General features: G+C 55.5%; 14 protein-coding genes. 8 read left to right on the top strand and 6 right to left on the bottom strand.

From position 1 onward, the window contains the following. Positions 1-251: 251 nt before the first annotated feature. Positions 252-995 (bottom strand): glycoside hydrolase family 16 protein, encoded by a 744-nt coding sequence (locus K1558_RS01425; protein ID WP_238649587.1) that lies wholly within the window; start codon positions 993-995, stop codon positions 252-254. Between the two features lie 149 nt (positions 996-1,144). On the opposite strand from K1558_RS01425, the gene K1558_RS01420 reads away from it, so the two are divergent. The 8 genes from K1558_RS01420 (at position 1,145) to K1558_RS01385 (ending at position 13,110) form a co-directional block, all read left to right on the top strand. After that, a complete protein-coding gene (locus K1558_RS01420) occupies positions 1,145-2,065 on the top strand; it encodes an ABC transporter permease (protein WP_238649586.1) in 921 nt (306 codons plus the stop codon). 36 nt (positions 2,066-2,101) lie between these two features. After that, positions 2,102-2,986 carry a carbohydrate ABC transporter permease gene (locus tag K1558_RS01415; RefSeq protein WP_238649585.1) on the top strand — a complete coding sequence of 295 codons (885 nt, stop codon included), beginning with the start codon at positions 2,102-2,104 and terminating at the stop codon, positions 2,984-2,986. A 44-nt stretch (positions 2,987-3,030) separates the two neighbouring features. Continuing rightward, on the top strand, positions 3,031-4,704 hold the full coding sequence (locus K1558_RS01410) for an extracellular solute-binding protein (RefSeq protein WP_238649584.1): 1,674 nt from the start codon (positions 3,031-3,033) through the stop codon (positions 4,702-4,704). A 107-nt stretch (positions 4,705-4,811) separates the two neighbouring features. Then, positions 4,812-6,650 carry a sensor histidine kinase gene (locus K1558_RS01405; RefSeq protein ID WP_238649583.1) on the top strand — a complete coding sequence of 613 codons (1,839 nt, stop codon included), beginning with the start codon at positions 4,812-4,814 and terminating at the stop codon, positions 6,648-6,650. A 2-nt stretch (positions 6,651-6,652) separates the two neighbouring features. Beyond that, positions 6,653-8,230, top strand: a complete 1,578-nt coding sequence (locus K1558_RS01400) for a response regulator (RefSeq protein ID WP_238649582.1) — start codon at positions 6,653-6,655, stop codon at positions 8,228-8,230. 591 nt (positions 8,231-8,821) lie between these two features. After that, on the top strand, positions 8,822-11,482 hold the full coding sequence (locus tag K1558_RS01395) for a family 16 glycosylhydrolase (RefSeq protein WP_238649581.1): 2,661 nt from the start codon (positions 8,822-8,824) through the stop codon (positions 11,480-11,482). A gap of 168 nt (positions 11,483-11,650) precedes the next feature. Next, on the top strand, positions 11,651-12,148 hold the full coding sequence (locus K1558_RS01390; protein WP_238649580.1) for an RNA polymerase sigma factor: 498 nt from the start codon (positions 11,651-11,653) through the stop codon (positions 12,146-12,148). Then, a complete protein-coding gene (locus K1558_RS01385; protein ID WP_238649579.1) occupies positions 12,145-13,110 on the top strand; it encodes a hypothetical protein in 966 nt (321 codons plus the stop codon). The genes K1558_RS01390 and K1558_RS01385 overlap by 4 nt, the downstream gene beginning before the upstream one ends. Positions 13,111-13,383: 273 nt before the next feature. Here K1558_RS01385 and K1558_RS01380 read toward each other — a convergent pair whose 3' ends face one another. From K1558_RS01380 to helD, 5 genes are all read right to left on the bottom strand, one after another. Then, positions 13,384-13,929, bottom strand: coding sequence for a P-loop nucleotide/nucleoside kinase family protein (locus tag K1558_RS01380; protein WP_238649578.1), 546 nt, complete (start codon positions 13,927-13,929; stop codon positions 13,384-13,386). Positions 13,930-14,216: 287 nt separating this feature from the next. After that, entirely contained in the window at positions 14,217-14,750 is a 534-nt protein-coding gene (locus K1558_RS01375; RefSeq protein ID WP_238649577.1) for a hypothetical protein, read from the bottom strand. Then, positions 14,747-15,166: a MerR family transcriptional regulator gene (locus K1558_RS01370; RefSeq protein WP_238649576.1), complete on the bottom strand. Its 420-nt coding sequence runs from the start codon at positions 15,164-15,166 to the stop codon at positions 14,747-14,749. The genes K1558_RS01375 and K1558_RS01370 overlap by 4 nt, the downstream gene beginning before the upstream one ends. An 82-nt stretch (positions 15,167-15,248) precedes the next feature. Next, entirely contained in the window at positions 15,249-15,989 is a 741-nt protein-coding gene (locus tag K1558_RS01365; RefSeq protein ID WP_238649575.1) for a hypothetical protein, read from the bottom strand. A 38-nt stretch (positions 15,990-16,027) separates the two neighbouring features. After that, positions 16,028-18,451: an RNA polymerase recycling motor HelD gene (gene helD, locus K1558_RS01360; RefSeq protein ID WP_238649574.1), complete on the bottom strand. Its 2,424-nt coding sequence runs from the start codon at positions 18,449-18,451 to the stop codon at positions 16,028-16,030. Between the last annotated feature and the right edge of the window lie 214 nt (positions 18,452-18,665).

Genomic DNA, 18,665 nt, shown 5'->3' with positions numbered 1-18,665 from the left:
AAGTTATCATGTGAAACATATAAATTCTTATATTTTGAAAGAAACAAAGAGGCTGTCCCAGCGTGGGACAGCCTCTTTGTTGTGGAGCAGCAAATATCCCGGCACATGGGTGGATATATAGCACAATCTGCGATAAACGAACGAGATACACGCGGCTCCGGTCCAATTGTGGTCGGTTTTTCGATTACATTCGGCCTACACGATGCACCCGGTCCAATTGTGATCGCAACATGAACAGGTGTCAACCCGGCTCAGCTCTGATACAGCCGGATGCTGGCGACGGTCATCACCGCCGGCAACGCTGCTTCATCCACCGGCACAGGATCATACCAGCCGCCGACCGCAAGATTAAGCAACAAATAGAAGGGCTGATCGAACGGCATCCCCGGCTCAAGCCGCCGCTCAGCGAAGCAGTGCCCGTCTACCAGCCATCTCATCGCCCCTTCCTCCCATTCCAGCGTGTAATCGCGGAATTGTTCAATCGTGCCGTGCTCCAGCTCATAAGTGAACTCTTCGACGATCTTCTGCGCGAAGTCCGCACCATAATGCAGAGTTCCGGCAATCTGCCGGGGCAGGCGGCCCTTCGCCTCCAGAAGATCGATCTCGCCGGAGGCCGGCCAGGGACCATACGCCTGATCCTGCGGAAGCAGCCAGATCGCGGGCCAGATCCCCTGCCCGGCCGGCAGCTTGGCACGCACGGTCAGCCTGCCGTAGTTGTAGGCGAAGTGATCCCTCGTATCGATCCGCGCCGAGGTATACGCGAAGCTCCGCCCTTCCTGCTCCGTGATCTCACGGCGCGCGCAGAGTTGAAGCCCCTCCCCGCCAACCGACAGATTCTCCGGCTGCCCTGTATAGAATTGCTGCTCTCCATTCCCCCAGCCCGGAAAGATCGCATTCCCGTCATTGTCCAGCAGATCATTGCCCAAGCGGATGTTCCATTGCTTCAGATCCTTTGCTTCCCCCTGGAAATCCTGCTCCCACACCAGCTTGTTCATTGGCGGCACACTCCCTTCATGTAATCACAGCATACTTAATATCAGGGTCAGGTCAATGGAATCCAAAAAATTGGGATACCGCCAATAATTCCTGGCCTTTTTTTCCTGCGGGCTTTTTCATACCATGAAGGAGGAAGGGGGCACAGTACATGTTCCAATATAAGACGGGACAAATGAAAGCGCTTATGAGGCAGTGGCAGCTGCAAAGCATGGTCATCCCGGGCATCCTCTGGATGTTTATCTTTTGTTACATCCCCATGCTCTGGCTGATTATTGCCTTTATGGACTTCAGTATCGCAAAGCCCATGCTGGAATCGCCGTTCGTCGGCCTGAAGCATTTCAGGGATTTCCTGACGGATGACCGGTTCTGGCGCTCGATCCGTAACACACTTGGGATGAGCAGCATTAAGCTGATCCTCGGATTCCCGATCCCGATTCTGTTCGCCCTGCTGCTCAATGAAATCCGCAGCCTGCGGTTCAAGCGCACAGTGCAGACGATCTCCTATCTGCCGCATTTTATCGCCTGGACGATCTTCGGCGGCATCGCGCTGAACTGGCTGGGCGAAGGCGGTGTGGTGAACCAGTTAATGATGGCGCTGGGACTGCAGGACCGGGACATTCTGTTTAACAGCGAACCGAAATACTTCTGGTGGATCACCTTCTTCACCGATACGCTGAAGGAGACCGGCTGGAGCGCCATCATCTACATAGCCGCCATTGCCGGCATTGATCCCGGGCTGTATGAGGCTGCCGAGCTGGACGGCGCGAACCGCTGGCAGCGGATGTGGCATATCACCGTTCAGAGCATCCGGCCCACGATTGCGATTCTGTTCATCCTTGCCGTCAGCGGCATTCTCGGCAGCAACTTCGAGCAGATCTTCATGCTGAAGAACAATATGAACATGAAGATGGCCGAGAGCCTGGACCTCTACATCTACAACATGGGGCTGGTCTCCGGGCGCCATTCCTTCTCCACCGCTGTCCTGTTCGCCCGCTCCATTGTAGCGCTGGGACTGCTGCTGTTAGCCAATCAGTCGTCCAAGAAGCTTACGGGGGACAGTATTTTTTGAGCACAAGAATTCACTTGGAAAGGAGACCAACGATTCATGGTAAGACATGGAGGATTGCGGCGGATCGGCTTGTTCGAGATCTTCAATACGCTGCTGATGCTGGCCGTCTGCTTCCTGACGCTGTACCCGATGTGGTTCGTGCTCGTCAACTCGCTGAATTCGCCGGAGCAGGCCTCGCTCGGGACCGTCAACTGGCTGCCGGCAGAATGGTCGCTGGCCAGCTACAGTGTGGCTTTTAACGATAAGACCTTGATGAACGGGTTCTATATTACGACTCTGCGGACGGTGATCGGAACGGTGGTGCATGTGCTGTTCACGGCCATTATCGCCTACGGAATCAGCAAGACCAACCTGATCGGCCGCAAGCTCTATCTCAAAATCTCTCTGATCACCATGCTCTTCTCAGGCGGGCTCATCCCCTCCTTCATTCTCATGACCAAGCTCGGCCTGTATGACAGCTTCTGGGTGTTCATCATTCCGTCGATGTATACGTTCTTCAATATGGTTATCTTCATGAGCTTCTTCCGCACCATCCCGGACAGCCTGGAGGAATCTGCTAAGGTAGACGGGGCTTCGGATTACGGCGTGCTGTTCCGGATTGTACTGCCTAACAGTATGGCGGTCATAGCGACCATTGCGCTTTTCTCCGCCGTCTATCACTGGAATGATTATTACCAGGGCGTCATCTACATCCATTCCCAGGAGCTGCTGCCGCTGCAGACTATGCTGTATAAAATTATCGCCGAGAACTCCATGTCCTTCATGCAGCAGCAGGCGATGGCCCAATTCGGCGCAAGACTGCCCGGCAACTCGATCAAATTCGCCTCCATGATGGTGGCTACGCTGCCGATCCTGATCTTCTACCCGTTCATTCAGCGTTATCTGGTCAAGGGCGTGATGATTGGCGCGATTAAGGGATAACCGCAGTGAGACTAACCACATCTAACCCGAAAGGATGATTATGCGTGAAAAGCAAACCTGTACGCCCCGTCCTGGCCGCCATGATGGCCATAACCCTGGCACTAAGCACAGCCGCCTGCAGCAGCAATTCCGCCACGAAGGAGAACACGCCGACGGCTGCACCGCAGGCTGAAGCCACAACAGCTCCGCAGGCCGAAGCCAAGCTGAATGCAGAAGAACCCGCCTGGAAGCTCGATACCAGTCCGGTGGATCTCACCTGGTTCGTTGGCGCGAACTGGTACGCCCACACCTGGGGCGAGAGCCTCGCCTCCAAATACGTCACGGAGAAGACGGGCGTCAATGTCAAGCTGGAGGTTCCCTCCGGGGAAGCGAACGAGCAGGTTACGCTGATGATGACCTCCGGCAAGCTGCCGGATCTGATCAGCATGGGCTCCTGGGAGACCGCGGTCAAAAAGCTGTGGGAAGGCGATCATGTCTATGCGCTCAATGAACTCGCCGATAAATATGATCCCTACTTCTTCAAGGTCGCCGGTGACGGCACGCTGAAATGGTACCGGCAGGAGAACGGCAATACCTACGGGGTACCGAATGATTCCTACAGTCCGAATCTGATGCACGAGACCGGCATGACGGCAGCCAACCAGACCTTCCTGGTCCGCAAGGATCTGTACGAGGAGATGGGTAAGCCGGATCTCAGTACCCCAGAAGGCTTCCTGGGTGCGCTGCAATTGCTGAAGGATAAGTACCCTGAATATAAGGGCCAGCCGATCAGCCCCTTTTTTGCCCAGGGGAATGTGCCTTACGGGATGACGGAATATCTTCAGAATCTGCTGGCGGTTCCGCATGAGAAGGATGGCAAAGTGTATGACCGTACTACCGATCCTGATTACATCGCCTGGCTCAAAACCTTCCGCACCGCCTACGAGCGCGGACTGATTAACGTCGATTTCCTGGTCGATTCCGATACCCAGGTGGAGGAAAAAACAAACAATGCCCGCTACTTCATGATGATCCGCGAATGGACCGGTATGTCAGCGGTGAACCCGATGCTTGCTGCGAGTGCGAATCCCGACTCTTATTACATTGCAGTTGACGGGCCGCAGAACAGCAAGGGCGAAAGCGCTAAGCTCTTCCCCGGCAATATGGACGGCTGGATGGTGACCATGGTCAGCAAATCCACCGAGCACCCGGAGCGGACGATCCGCTTCCTGACCTACCTCGCCAGCGAGGAGGGCCAGCGTGACCTGTTCCTGGGCAAGGAAGGCGAGACCTGGGATTCGGCGGGCGGCAAGCCGCAGCTGAAGGCTGAATTCGCCGAGATGCTGGGCAGCAATATCGAGAAGCTGGAGAAGGAATACGGCATTCTGGATACCTACTGGATGATGCGCAATCCGGTTATCGTCAACCAGTGGAGACCGGAGAAAGCCCCGGTAATCAAGCAGATGGAGGACTTCGCCAATGCGCAGGCCGATATTGACAGCGGCATCTACAAAGGGCTGGACCCGCTCGGCGATTCCGATGTAGCCGTCGCCTGGTCGCGGATCTCCCAGAACTGGGAAGAGGTGCTGCCGGAGCTGATTACAGCCAAGGATGAGGCGGCTTTTGACAAGGTGTTCGAGAGCTTCCTGTCCCGCCGTGACGGCTACGGGTTCGCGCAGGTGATGGAGTACCGCCAGACCGAGCTGGATGCGCGGAAGGCCAAAATGGCGGCCGAATAGTCCCGCCCGGTTATTCAGTACCGGCTGCCCATGAGGCGGCCGGTATTCCTGCTTGGAAGGAGCAGGTTTCTGCGATATGCTAGATTACAGAACGGGAGGGGTTACCGGTGAAGAAGCTGCTGACAACGATACGAAGACTATACCGCAATGCCCCCATCTCACAAAAGCTGTTCCTGGCCTTCAGCCTGATGATTGCCGTTCCCGCCGTTGTGGTCTCCTTCCTGTTCATCCGCAATCAGGAGAGCCAGCTGTTCAAGCAGGCCATGGCCGAGGGCAGCAATCATGTGGCCCGGCTGAACGAACGGCTGCGCAGCCGGCTTGATATTCTTGAGAACGCTTCCGCGACTGCCCTGACCCAGAAAGGATTCGTGGATTTCATCCACTCTAATATGCGCGCAGACGGCTTGAGGCTTGTGAAGTTCAAGCAGAACCAATATGAACAGATGCATAACATCATTCAGAGCCATGAGATGATCAGCAGTCTGAGCTTCTATGTCGATAACCCTGAGGTCTATGAGATCTGGCCGGAAATCTATCATTACTCCAAGTTCTGGCCGCAGGACTACTGGATGACGCTTCGGGATGAGGGCGGGGCCGCTTTCCGGCTGTTCGCCTTCAAGGATGGCGCAGATACGCTGTCTTATTACAGGCTGGTGCGGCTTCAGGGCCAGCAGCAGAAGCTGCCCACCATTATGGAGGTCCGCGCGGAGCATAACGTGCTGTTCAATGACCTGCTGGAGGACAGCGGGCGCGACTTCTTCACGGTCATCATGGACGGCGCGGATGCTTCCCGCAATGTGTATCTTCCGGGGCATGAGCTGCCGCAAAAAGCCGGAGCGAAGCTGGACGATATCCTTAACCGGGTTCATGCACAATTAGACGTACTGGAGCAGAAGACCCCTGTTACCATCCGGTCGGGGGATCAATCCTACTATGCGCTGTACCGTTACATCGCTCCTCTGAATGCCTATGTGGTAGACATCGCTTCCCGCCATGAGCTGACCAAGGGTCCGCGTGATGGCTACCTGCTGGTCATCGCAATCACCTCCTCCGTCCTGCTGCTGATGCTGCTGCTGGTATCGAGGATGACCCGGCGCATCTTCCGCCGGCTGGAGAAGGTGCTGGGGTCGATGCGCAAGGTGCGCCGAGGCCAGCTGGACGCGAAGATTGAGACCGGGCTCCGCGCGAACGAAACCGGTGACGAGATTGATTATGTAGCAGTGAGCTACAATAACATGCTGGACGAAATCCAGAGCTTGATGACCCAGGTGGTAGATAAGCAGCTCATCGCGAAGAATGCACAGCTCCACTCCCTTCATTCCCAGATCAACTCCCACTTTCTGTACAATGCACTGGAGTCGATCCGGATGCGGGCAGAGGTGGAACGGCAGCCGGCCATTGCAGGCGCACTGGTCTCGCTGGGCTCGTTGCTGCGGTACAGTATGCAGTGGCGCAGCGACACGGTGGCCCTCAGCGAGGAGCTGGCCAACATCCGCAGCTATATCCGGTTCATCAACTTCATGGAAGGCGGGAGCATTGCGCTCTCGGCGGATCTTCCGCCGGAGGTGCAGCGCTACCGCATCCCCAAAATGTGTATGCAGCCGATCGTCGAGAATGCTATACACCACGGGACTCCCTCTGGCGGCAATATACATATTGAAATTTCGGTACGGGTAGAGGATGACAGCCTGCTGCTGATCGAAATCCGCGACAACGGTGCCGGAGTTGATCCGCAGCGGCTGGCCGGTCTCCAGTCTGTGCTGCGGGGCGATGCGGAGCCGCCGGTCATCACCGGCAGCAGCGGGCTGGGGTTAGCCAATGTCCATCAGCGTCTCCAGCTTCATTACGGCACGGATTGCGGCCTGTGGATAGACAGTGTTCAGGGCGAATACACCTGTGTAACCTTAAGGTTGCCCTGGGAAAATGAGAATCTTGGAGGATGGTAGACATGATCAATATTCTCGTTGTGGACGATCAAAAGCATATCCGTGACGGGCTGCAGGCGATGCTAGGCCAGTTCCCCCGCCAGCCCGGCCATATCTACAGCGCGGCTAACGGGCTTGAAGCCCTGGCGATGCTCCGGGCGCACAGCATCCAGCTCGTGATTACGGATATCCGTATGCCGGATATGGATGGCCTTGCGCTTATGGCGCAGAGCCGGCAGGAAGGCCTGAAGGCGGACTATCTCATTATTAGCGGATACAGCGATTTCACCTATGCCCAGAAGGCGATTGAACTGGGAGCCAAAGGGTACCTGCTCAAGCCTGTGAAGCGCGAGGACCTGCAGGTCTCGGTGGAACATGTCTGGCAGGAGATTGAGACACGGATGTCGCTCTCCAGCAATATTGAGCAGCTCTCGCAGCGCGCCCGGGAGACGGACCGCAAGGAGCTGCGGATGTATATGCAGGGGGCGGCGGCGGATGAAGCGTGGATCGCCGCAACCGAGCAGCAGAACGTGGAGCTGTGGCGCAGCTACCGCCTCTGCCTGCTGCGCGAGGAGCTCTCGATTCACCAGCCGGGTGCCGGCAGCAGCCACAGTATTGAATCGGTGGCCTATCGCGTATTCGGCAGGCAGGGCAGTCTCTGTCTGCAGCACCGTCCGTATCTGGTCCTGGCGGTGGATGGCAGCCTGGACCCGGAAGCCTTCCCTGCTGCGCTCCAGGCTGAGCAGATCGAGGTACTCACGGCCATGACTGATCCGCAGCAGGGATTAAGCAGCCTGCCGGGCAGCTATACTCAGGGGCTGGAGCTGTACCGGCACAGCTTTCTTTTCCCGGATACACGCTGCCTGCTGCCCCGGCATATCGCCCGGCTGGAGCAGCAGTGGGAGCTGCCTCATAATGAGCTGTATGATCTGTTCCAGTTAACCGGCACCGGGAACGGCAGCAGAATTGCCCAAGGGATCTCCGCCCTCTTCCATAAGGATGTGCTCCAGCGTTACCATATCCGGTACACCCGGCAGCTATGCCGCGCCGTTGTTCAAATGATGGAGGAATATGAGCGCGTCATCCGCCCTTATCTGGGTGAAGAGGCGCTCGACCTCGACTGTCTGCGCAATCTGTTCGATTATCCCGGCATCCGCGAATATCTTCAGGCCTTGCAGCAGCAGCTTCTGCGGCTCGACCAGTTCTACTATGAGTACAAATGCAGCTACCGCAGCTCGCAGGACTTGAATGAGGCGATCCGCTTCATCCATGAGAATTACCACAAGCCGCTGGATCTGGCGATGGTGTCCAATCATGTGTCGCTGAATTACGCCTACTTCTCCAACCAGTTCAAGAAGAATATCGGCAAGGGCTTCGCCGAATACCTGCGCGATGTGCGCCTGGACAAAGCCCGGCGTCTGCTGGCCGAGACCGACCACAAGATTATCGACATCGCCGCGATGGTCGGCTACGAGAGCTACAAAAGCTTCACCCGCGCCTTCCGCGAGGCTATGGATATGCAGCCCACCGAATACCGCCTGCTGATCCGCCGGAAGCCTGCGGGTGAGGAGGATGTGCGGGGCAACACAATTTTGAGGTAAGTTCAACGTGAGCACTTGGGTGGACGCTCCGCAAACGAAACGTTGTTCCAATCGCTGTTGTGTCCAGATTTTTTTTATTCCTTTGAGCGGTGAAAATCCGGACACAAAGGCGACCGCATTCGCTTTTCCGCGGGTCATTTCGTCCGCTCCGCTGTTTAAGTGGAGGCCCTAATATGCCCGAATCGCACGCCCGCCCAATGTGATCGGTTTTTCGATTACATTCCGCCCACATTCCCCACGCTGGCCCAATGTGATCGGTTTTTCGATTGCATTCGGTCCACTCACCCCACGCCAGCTCAATGTAATCGGTTTTTCGATTACATTTTAACCACACGCCCCACGCCAGCCCAGTGTGATCGGTTTTTCGATCACACTCCGCCAGCACGCCCCCCCCACTCTATCCCACCGCTGCAAGATGTTCCTGGGACCGCACTGGCCCATATTTTCGCCGCAGCAGCTAAGCACCCAAAAAATTGGGTCACAACAAAAAGGATTGTCCCTTTTAGCAGCTGACAAGTTTCGATAGAATAAAGATGTTCTCTCACATGTAAGCGGTTACCTTCACTACCATTTAATTAAAGGAGGGCAAGTATGAAGCGACTTTATGTTACGCCAACGCCACCCGGTTTCAAGCAGAAGGTATTTAGTTTGTTCCTGGTCCTGCTGCTGCTGTCCGGCATCGGCCAGCTCCCTGCTTCCGGCATCCAGAAGGCGGAGGCCGCTGGTACAACGGTTAGCTCAATGGCTTATTTCTCAGCGGCAGACGGTCCGGTCATCTCCAAATCAGGTGTCGGGCAGGCGAGCTACGGGTTTGTTATGCCTGTTTTTAACGGCGGGGCTGCGTCCTGGAGCGATGTGTCGGATGATGTGGGCGTCAAAGTAAAGGTAAATGGCAACTGGGTAGACATCGACAGCGCAGGCGGCTTTGTCTACAACCAGAACTGGGGACACTGGAGTGACGGCGGCCAGAACGGCTACTGGTTTACGCTCTCGGCCACAACCGAGATCCAGCTCTACTCCAAGGCGAATAGCGGGGTTACGCTGAATTATACGCTGGCTTTTCAGAACCTGAACAAGACAACGATCAGCGCGATGACGCCGACTCAGGGTCCGCAGATTACAGCAGGCTTCACGGGCGGTGCAGGCTTCACCTACCCTACCTTCAATAATGATCCGGCACTCACTTATGAAGCTGTGGCCGATGACCTCAAGGTGTATGTGAAGCCGGTGAACAGCAGCACCTGGATTGACATTGACAATAATGCAGCCAGCGGCTGGATCTACGACAGCAACTTCGGCCAGTTCACCGAAGGCGGCGGCGGGTACTGGTTCACCATTACCGAATCGATTAATGTGAAGCTGGAGTCCAAGACCTCTTCTGCGAGTCTGGTCTACACCCTTACTTTTAATCAGCCGGTCAGAAATTCCTATGTTCTCTCCGCTTACGACGGTACAGCTTTCACTGCGGATAACAACGGGTCTATTGGTTTTCCCCTGCCGAAGATTGACGGGGGCGCACCTATCGGCAGCGAGCTGAACAAATATGTGTATCAGATCAAAATCGGCGGCCAGTGGGTCGATCTGAGCAATTCCGCCCAGAGCGGCTTCGTCTACGCAGGCAACGGCTACAACAATATGTCCGCGGCGAACCAGTGGGGCTATTGGGCCGATTATGTGTATGGACTGTGGTTCCAGCCGATTCAGGAGAATATGGAGCTCCGCATCGGCTATCCGCTGAACGGCCAGCAGGGCGGTAATGTCGGCAGCAATTATGTGTATTATACCTTCACCGGTAACCCGAATGCCCCGCGCCCCGATGAGAGCGACCAGGAGGACATTGAGCTGGGAACACCGTCAGACCCGGCCGTAGCGGGCATGAACCTGATCTGGCAGGATGAGTTCAGCGGAACCACGCTCGATACCAGCAAGTGGAATTATGAGCAGGGCTACTATATTTCTAATGATCCTAACAGCTGGGGCTGGGGGAATAACGAGCAGCAGCATTATACGAACAGTACGGAGAATGTTTACGTGCAGAATGGCCAGCTGAACATCAGAGCCAAGAACGATCCGAAGTCCTTCCCGCAGGACCCGAACCGTTATGCACAATACTCCTCTGGCAAAATCAACACCAAGGACCATCTCTCCTTCCAGTACGGAAGAGTAGATATCCGCGCCAAGCTGCCAACAGGCAACGGGATCTGGCCTGCTCTGTGGATGCTTCCGCAGGATGCGGCTTATGGAGCCTGGGCGGCATCCGGTGAGATTGACATCATGGAAGCCAAGGGACGGCTGCCCGGTACAACTAGCGGCGCAGTCCACTTCGGTGGACAATGGCCGGTGAACAAATACATTGCCGGGGAGTATCACTTCCCGCAAGGGCAGACCTTCGCCAATGACTATCATGTGTATTCTATGGTCTGGGAAGAGGATAATGTGAAGTGGTATGTGGACGGGAAGTTCTTTTTCAAGGTGAACAGATCGCAGTGGTATTCCGTAGCGGCGCCGAATAATCCGAATGCTCCCTTCGACCAGCCCTTCTACCTTATTATGAACCTGGCAGTGGGCGGACACTTCGACGGCGGGCTCACCCCTGATCCATCCGACATTCCGGCAACGATGCAGGTCGATTATGTACGGGTGTATAAGGAAGGCACTGGCAACGGCGGAAATCCCGGGAACCCGGGCAATCCCGGCAGTGTTCCGGTCAGTGGTGTTGCCGTAACACCATCCGCTTCTGAGGTGCAGGTGGGACAGAGCGTTCAATTAACGGCTAACGTGTTGCCATCCAATGCCTCCAACAAACAGGTGACCTGGAGCGTGGCGAACAGCAGCACCGCTTCCGTAAGCCAGAGCGGTCTCGTCACCGGACTGGCTACAGGCACCACTACCGTGACCGCAACCACTGCGGACGGCAGCAAAACCTCCAGCAGCACGATCACTGTAGTCTCCCCGCCGCCGGCAACCGTTGTGATCGGCGATCAGGTGCGCGGGCTGAAGAAAACAGGCAATAACCTGCTTTTCTATGTGAACGGTGCCACCTTCGCCGATCTGCATTATAAGATCAACGGCGGCGGCCAGCAGAATGTAGCTATGACCTCTGCGGGCAACAGCAATTATACGTACGCGGTAAATAACGTGCAGCAAGGCGATACTGTAGAGTATTTCTTCACCTATAATCCGGGGCAAGGGGCACTGGATACGCCTTGGCAGACCTATGTGCACGGGGTGACTCAGGGAACCCCCGAGTAACCAAGCGGCCGGATTAGCAGCCGCTCATACAGCCTCTGCCAGAGGGGACAGGGAAGTCTTAGGACTTCTTTGTCCTCTCTTTTTTGCTGCCAGCGAAAGATTGCCGGAAACATAATGTGACCGAATGCCGTCCTAAGGGGTGTTATAGGTAAAGGGGGGCATAAGCTCATGCAGCAACCCATGACCCGGCCGGGCCATCATGTGATGAGAAGCTATGAAATGTATTCCGATATGCTGTACCGGATTGCCCTGGTTCATCTGGGCAGCCGTCAGGATGCCGAAGAGGCTACGCAGGATACCTTCATCAAGCTGATGGAGAAAGGTCCTGTATTCAAGGATGACGAACACCAGAAGGCCTGGCTGATCCGCGTGATCACCAATCATTGCAAGAATCTGCTGGGCAGAGGCTGGCGCAGGCGCGAGGTCAAGCTGGAGGGTGCGGAGCCGGTCACGGCTGACGATAACCCTGAAGCATTGGCCATTCTGCAGCTGGTGACGGCACTGCCGGTGAAGGTGAAGACTGTGATTCATCTGTATTATTATGAGGATTACCCCGTCCAGGAGATCAGCAGAATTCTGCAGATCAGCGAGTCGGCCGTGAAGATGAGACTTCAGCGGGGACGGCAGCTGTTAAGACTGGAGCTGGAAGGAGCGGATTCAGAGTGAAGGAAGAAGAGTTTCGCACACAATACAAGAAAGCGGTGGATACAATGAGTGCAAATCGTGAGATGAAGCAAGGATTAGCCGATAAAATGCAGCAGAAGCGCCGTCCGCGTAAAATAGTCTATATCGCGGCAAGCGTACTGGTTGCCGCCGGGATCGGCCTGGCCGGCCCTAGCGTAATGAAGCAGCTGGGCGGAACAGGTTCACCGAATCAAGTGGCCCAGGTTGACCCGGGAACCCCGGCTGCGGGCAATGCCGCCGGGGTCGTCATTCCCAAGATCGAGCTGCCGGATAAGAAGCCTGGTGTGCAGGCGGATATGGTCGGGCTGGTCGTCTATCAGGGCAATGTCTATACGCAAGCGGCGACCCGTATCGAAGCGGCCGATGCCGCAGCACTACGCGGTGATAAGCTGGGCCGCACCACCAGTGGTATTGATGAATGGAGCGGCAAGGATGCATATACGGAGCTGGCCTCGAACATCGGCGAGACCGATATCTTTGCCGTCAAGGGTTATGACTCAGACTTCCTGATTATGTCTTACACAGAGGTGGACGGCCAGGTGTTCGCAGAGCTGTATGAGCATACGAACGGAATTACCGTGAACAGCGGAGCCGATCTGATCGGCAAGCTGAACCTGGAAGGGCGTATTGCCTCCGCCCAGTGGGAGAGCTTCGACAGCTGGAACAACGGCAAGCAGCAATATCTGCCGCTGCCGGAAGGTCCAGCGCTGGACGGCTTCCTAAGCGCGCTGAATGCCGCCAAGCCGCTGCCTGCTGACTCGCTCATGGCTCAAGGCATCTATGACAATGAGGACCGCAAGCCGGTCTACCTCCAGCTTACCGACAAGGCCCGCGTAGAGCTGACCCTGTTCGGTAAGGGACTTGTGCGCTACGGCAATGCGCCGGTATTCTTCGAAGTGGAACCCGGCGCTTTCCAGGCGCTATGGAGCAGTATGGAGCCTTAAGCCGGGCTTGGGGCAACGGGCGGTAACAGGATGAACAGTTAACTTATTTTTCACAGCAGTCATTCGCATGCTATAGGCGCTGGAACGAGAGTAACTGCATTTTGTACAATGGATTGCTGTAAAAAAGACTGCGAAATAGAATCTACTGTATTCCGTACAATGGAATGTTGAATAAAGGCCCGTTTTCACCCAAAACCCAACATTCTACTCTATGAAATACAATAGATTCTCATTTTACGGTCAGTAAATCATTTTCTATTGCAGGAAATACAATCACCTGCTTGTGACAATTCCCGCTCCCTGCTTCCATTTGGAACCGATATATTCCTTAATCTGCTCCGCCAGACGGGCGGGAGGTGTAGAGGTGGAGTCAAAAGTCGGCATCGGCGGATCATAGTCCGTATCGGCATGGTCCAGCAGCCACTGTGCGAATTCCTGATGCTGCCTGAGCATATCTTCAGTCCAGGTCGCAGCATCCTCCCGGCCCCGCAGGCGGGCATTACGGGTGGCATCATCACAATGGAGGTTAATAAAATGCACTTCGCTGAAGGCATCGTACACATCGCATTTCTTGGCATCCCAGGGCATCATCGTCCCGCAAATAATCGTCCCTCTTCCCGACAACGCAACGGACCGTGCACAATGAAACAGCACATTATACCGGTCCTGATACTCCAGCTTCTTCCCCGTGCTCCCGAAGTTATCATCATCCGTGCTGAACACTACGAATTCAGGCATCTGCCTCCGAAGCTCATGCATCACAGTTGTTTTACCTACGCCGCTGGCTCCGGTAATAATGAATAATGGCAATTTGGTCATACGCTCTCAGTCCTCTCTGCACTCAGATATTCCAACACCACCCGCTAATCCGCCTCCGAGCTTGTCCAGAACACCACAGGTGCGTGAGTAATGTTCATCCGCTGCAAGGCCACATTGCGGTGCCGCCCGTCATTAATTGCAAATTTCCCATCCGCATAATCGCACATATTGCTATCCCGTGAATCACCGTGAACGTCTGCCTTTCCTTGTGGGACAACTTCATCATACCCGGGAGCGCAGCTCTATCCTATACCGAGAACAGATTAAATGATCTGTGCCGTAGACGATTACAATTCAATAGCCCCGTCCACACGGTACTTCTTCTCCCACTCTGACATCTGGCTGGCGTCCAGCCGGATCAGCTTCGCGGGCGGATATTCGATGTATGGGTCCGGGGTGAAGGTGTCCGCACGCCGTTGCAGCTCTTTCACCCGGCGCACCACCTCCGGGTCAGCCACAAGCTCAGCCGCCTCATCATCAGCCACGACCTTAAGGGGAATTCCTCGCTTTACGCTCGTGGCTGCCCCGGCTTCATCCGTGTAAGTGACTTCAATGGTTATGCTGTACATTCCACAGACAATAGGCTCACGCGTGAAGATTTCAATGAACAGATCGGCCGCAGCCTGCGGCTCAGGAATGGATAGAATGCCGCTGCTATCCTCCTCCATATCGTTCAGATTACGCGCACGGTGAATACCTGGAGGCAAATAAAGCTGCACACAGGTCTTCCGGGCTTGCGGCAGAGGAGCAAGCTGAATCCAGAGCACATTGATTCCCTCTTCGTGCTCCAGTGCAGATTTCGCTAAGTGGATCTGAATCATTTCTGCCCCTCCTCTTGAAGCAACCGGGTGACAGTTGCGATCATTTTCTCTTTCAGTGCCGGGGAAATTCTGGGACTTACTGAGAGTACCACATCCTCGCTGACCGCATGCGTCTCATTGTGCAGAAGCTGCCCCGACTGGTACATTCGCAGATGCTCCCCGATCTTTATCACTTCTTCCAGCGGCAGCCCTGCTAACTTCTCCTGGGCCGAGGCCAGCGTCTCCCCGCTCTTGGACAAGACCAGAACCGCGCGCAGATGGTGCAGATGGTTGTCGGTATAGACCCTTCGGTTCCCGGCCAGCTCCAGCGGCGGCAGCATCCCGATCTGTGTGTAATATCTGACCGTCCGCAGGTTCATCTGCGGATCTTCACGCTGCAGAATCTCAGCCACTTGCTTCGCGGTGTAGGTATTCATAGGACTCTCCTTCCATGCAAATAATAGTTACAGTTAACTGTATTGGTTACAGTTTAGTGTAACTATTAAGCAATGTCAACAGCTACCCGCCAAGCGCCTGTATCTGCTTCCGCATCCTCTCCTTATGCCGGGCAAATTGAACCAGTCTGTGCCCGTTAGCACCGGAAGGATGAGGGAAGCCCCACAGACAGCGTTCCCCATCCAGTAATCCGTCCGCCGCCAGCGGCTGAAGCACCTGTTCCACTTTGTTGCCAAGAGGGATCAGCAGCGGCCGGTTCATGACACTCAGTTCCGCATGCAGCAGGCTTAGGGCTGTCTGATCCAGAAAAGGATGAGCGGGCAGATCAGGATGACTCCCGTTATAATTCCTTCCCCCGCTAAACACCGGAAACCGCAGCAACGAGGTCGTGTTCAGCAGTGCACGGCACTCCCCGAACAGGTCCGCGCAGGTTCCTATCCCCAGATAATTATGCAGTTCGAGCTTATCCAGCATGTCAATCAGATTGACCCTCATCGTTCCTGCGAAGCCTGCCGCTTCTTTGGCCAACTTGCATACCGCCTCATCAGTCAGCCCTGCCTGAAGCCCCTTGCGCGCAGCCTCCAGTGCGATCCTCATCTGGGTCCATCCGGGTGTAATCCCGATAATGACCACCTTCGCCGCAGGATTAACCACCTCATTATGAGGTGCGTAGAACATCTCTTGGTCACCGCTTCGGGTCATTAGCAGATTGCTGGTCAGAACCTTGTCCCTGAACTGAAGGGCATCCGGAGGGAGTGCCAGAATTGCCTCTCTATACTTGCTCAAGTAATCAGAAATCAACATACCAGCACCTTATCCAGAACATCCTCAGCTCCACACACTCATTCCTCCACCCACTCACACAGCTCCCGCTCCACCACACTCACAAACGGTGTCCACTCCCCTGCCGTATACAATTGCAGCCGGTGCATAGCCCGGGTACACGCCGTATAAAAAAGCTTCCGCTCGCTCTCCCTCCGGTACGCCTGCGGGGAAGCATCATAGATCAGGACGGCGTCGAACTCTACGCCTTTGGCCAGATACGCCGGAATCACCTGTATGCCTTGGTTAAACGTTGGCGTATCCTTCGTAACCAGCCGCAACTTTTCAGCCCCGCCCATAGCGCTCAAGCGTTCATATGCCTCCCTACTCCCGGCAGCCGTCTTCGTAATCACTGCGATGGAATTATAGCCTTCCGCCCGCAGCTCCGCCAGGTCTTTCATAATGCGTTCCGCCTTCCGCTGATCGTCCGCAAGCTTAGCCAGGACCGGCCTCCGGCCTCTACGCTCAAAAGGCACAATCGTCTCGCCCCCGGGCAGCAGCCGCTTCGTGAACTCTACAATCTCATAGGTCGAGCGGTAGCTGCGGACCAGCAGGAACTGGCGGGTCTCCTCTTCCCCGTATAAGTGCAGCAGCGGTGAGCCGTTGCCATACAGATTCGTCGCCTGGGTGAAGATGGCCTGCCCGAAGTCTCCCAGCACGGTCATGCGGGCGCGGGGGAACAGCTTTTTGAGGAACTCGTACTGGAACATCGAATAATCCTGGCCTTCATCCACGAAAACATGCCGCACCTGCGTATTCGTCCGGGTGCCTTCGATCAGCTCTTTGAGATACAGATACGGGGTCGCGTCCTCATAATACAGCGCCTTGCCGTCAAGCTTCGCCCGGGTCTGTGCACAAATCTCCGGCCAATGCTCCGGCACCGCCGCCTCTCCAGTCATCTCCCGGTAAGCCGCTTCATTGCTGAACAATTGACGGTAAATCCCGGCCATATCAATAAAAGTGAACCGCTTAATCCCCTGTCTCAGCGGCTTGAACTGCTCCTTCACGATCATCTCGCTGAGCAGCTCCTCCTCCCGTTCAGCATAATCGAAGTCCCCTTCATCCAGCTCCCGCTTATGCACCAATTGCTCCTGCAGGCGCAGATATTTCTCGGCAAAGTCGAACACACCCTTGTCTCTGTGCAGCTTACCATGGACTTCGGCGTATTGCTCATTATCCAGGTAATTCATTTCTTCCTCAACCCAAGCTGCCCCCTGCTCCTCCTTCTGGAGTCCCGCCAGCTCGGTGAGCAGCCATTTCTGCACCAGCGCTATCCGGTTCGGCAGACGGATGGACGGATCATAGCTATAGAGCCTCTCTCTGATCTGCTCCCCGGAGATTAACACCCGGTCCCGGAAGCAGATGTCATTGAATAACATCCCCTCTCCCTTCAGCCACTGCGCATAGCCTTGAAGCGCGCGGAGAAAGGCTCCCGAAGCTTTGTATGCCATCGCCACCAGGCGCGGTTCATATCCTTCGTCCTGCCGATCCGCCAGCACAACCTCCATCTGATCGAACGGATCTTCAACCTGGAATTCCTGCCCGAGCCACTGCTCCAGATATTCCTGGAAGGTCGTCTGCTGCATGTTCTCTTCACCCAGCTCAGGAAGAACGGTTGACACATAGCTGTTGAACATCGGATTAGGCGAAAAGAGTACAATCTGGTCCGCCGTAAGCCGTCCCCGGTGTTTGTACAGCAGATAGGCGACGCGCTGGAGCGCTGCCGAGGTTTTGCCGCTGCCCGCCGCTCCTTGTACGATGAGCATCCGGCTGTTATCGTTGCGGATAATGGCATTCTGCTCCGCCTGAATCGTAGCGACAATGCTGCGCATCTGTGAATCAGCGCCCTTGCCGAGCACCTGCTGCAATAATTCATCGCCGATCGTCACACTTGAATCGAACAGATGCTGAAGCTGGCCGCCGCGGATCTGGTACTGGCGCTTCAGCTCCATCGTTCCGGCAATCTCCCCTCCCGGCGTCTCGAAGGCCGCCTGGCCAGGCGGATAATCGTAATATAGGCTGGCAATCGGAGTACGCCAGTCATAGATGAGGAAGCTCAAGCCGTCCTCCTCCGCGAAGGAGGAGACTCCGATATATACCTGCTCAACCGCCTGCTGTCCCTCCTCCAGGAAATCAATCCGCCCGAAATAAGGGGACGGCAGCAGCCGCTGCATACTCTTCCATTGCCGTAGCTTGCGCGCATGACTGCGTTCCCGTTCTGACAAAACCGCTTCCTGCTGAGTGATGGTGAAGAAGCTCTCCTCGAAGTCCTCCTGCGAGTTCGTATCGACCGTGACCTCTTCCCAGAACCTGCGGCGGATGTCCCTTGCCTGCTCGTTCAACTGCCCGACCTCCGGCTCCAGCTTGGCGATCCCTGCCTTCAGCTTCTCCTTCACCTGCTCCAGCCGCTCTTGCTCCTGGTCCCAGACCTTTGCCTTCTCCATCCTCTGAACACTCCTTTGTGCTGATGAAATTGTTCCAAACTGGCGGGTTGACAAACCGGCTGTCCCTTTGCTATACTTAATATATAAATAAGATGTTATAACGCTGACCATTTAACGTTAAAATGGCCGATAGTTTATTAACATTAACATATCTCCATGAGGGATGCAATCTTTATTTCTTACATAGATAACCCTGGCGCTTCCGCCAGGGTTT

The sequence above is a fragment of the Paenibacillus piscarius genome (assembly GCF_022234545.1).
In the GTDB taxonomy this organism is placed as follows: domain Bacteria; phylum Bacillota; class Bacilli; order Paenibacillales; family Paenibacillaceae; genus Paenibacillus_AQ; species Paenibacillus_AQ piscarius.
This window is presented reverse-complemented; position numbering and strand designations above follow the sequence as displayed.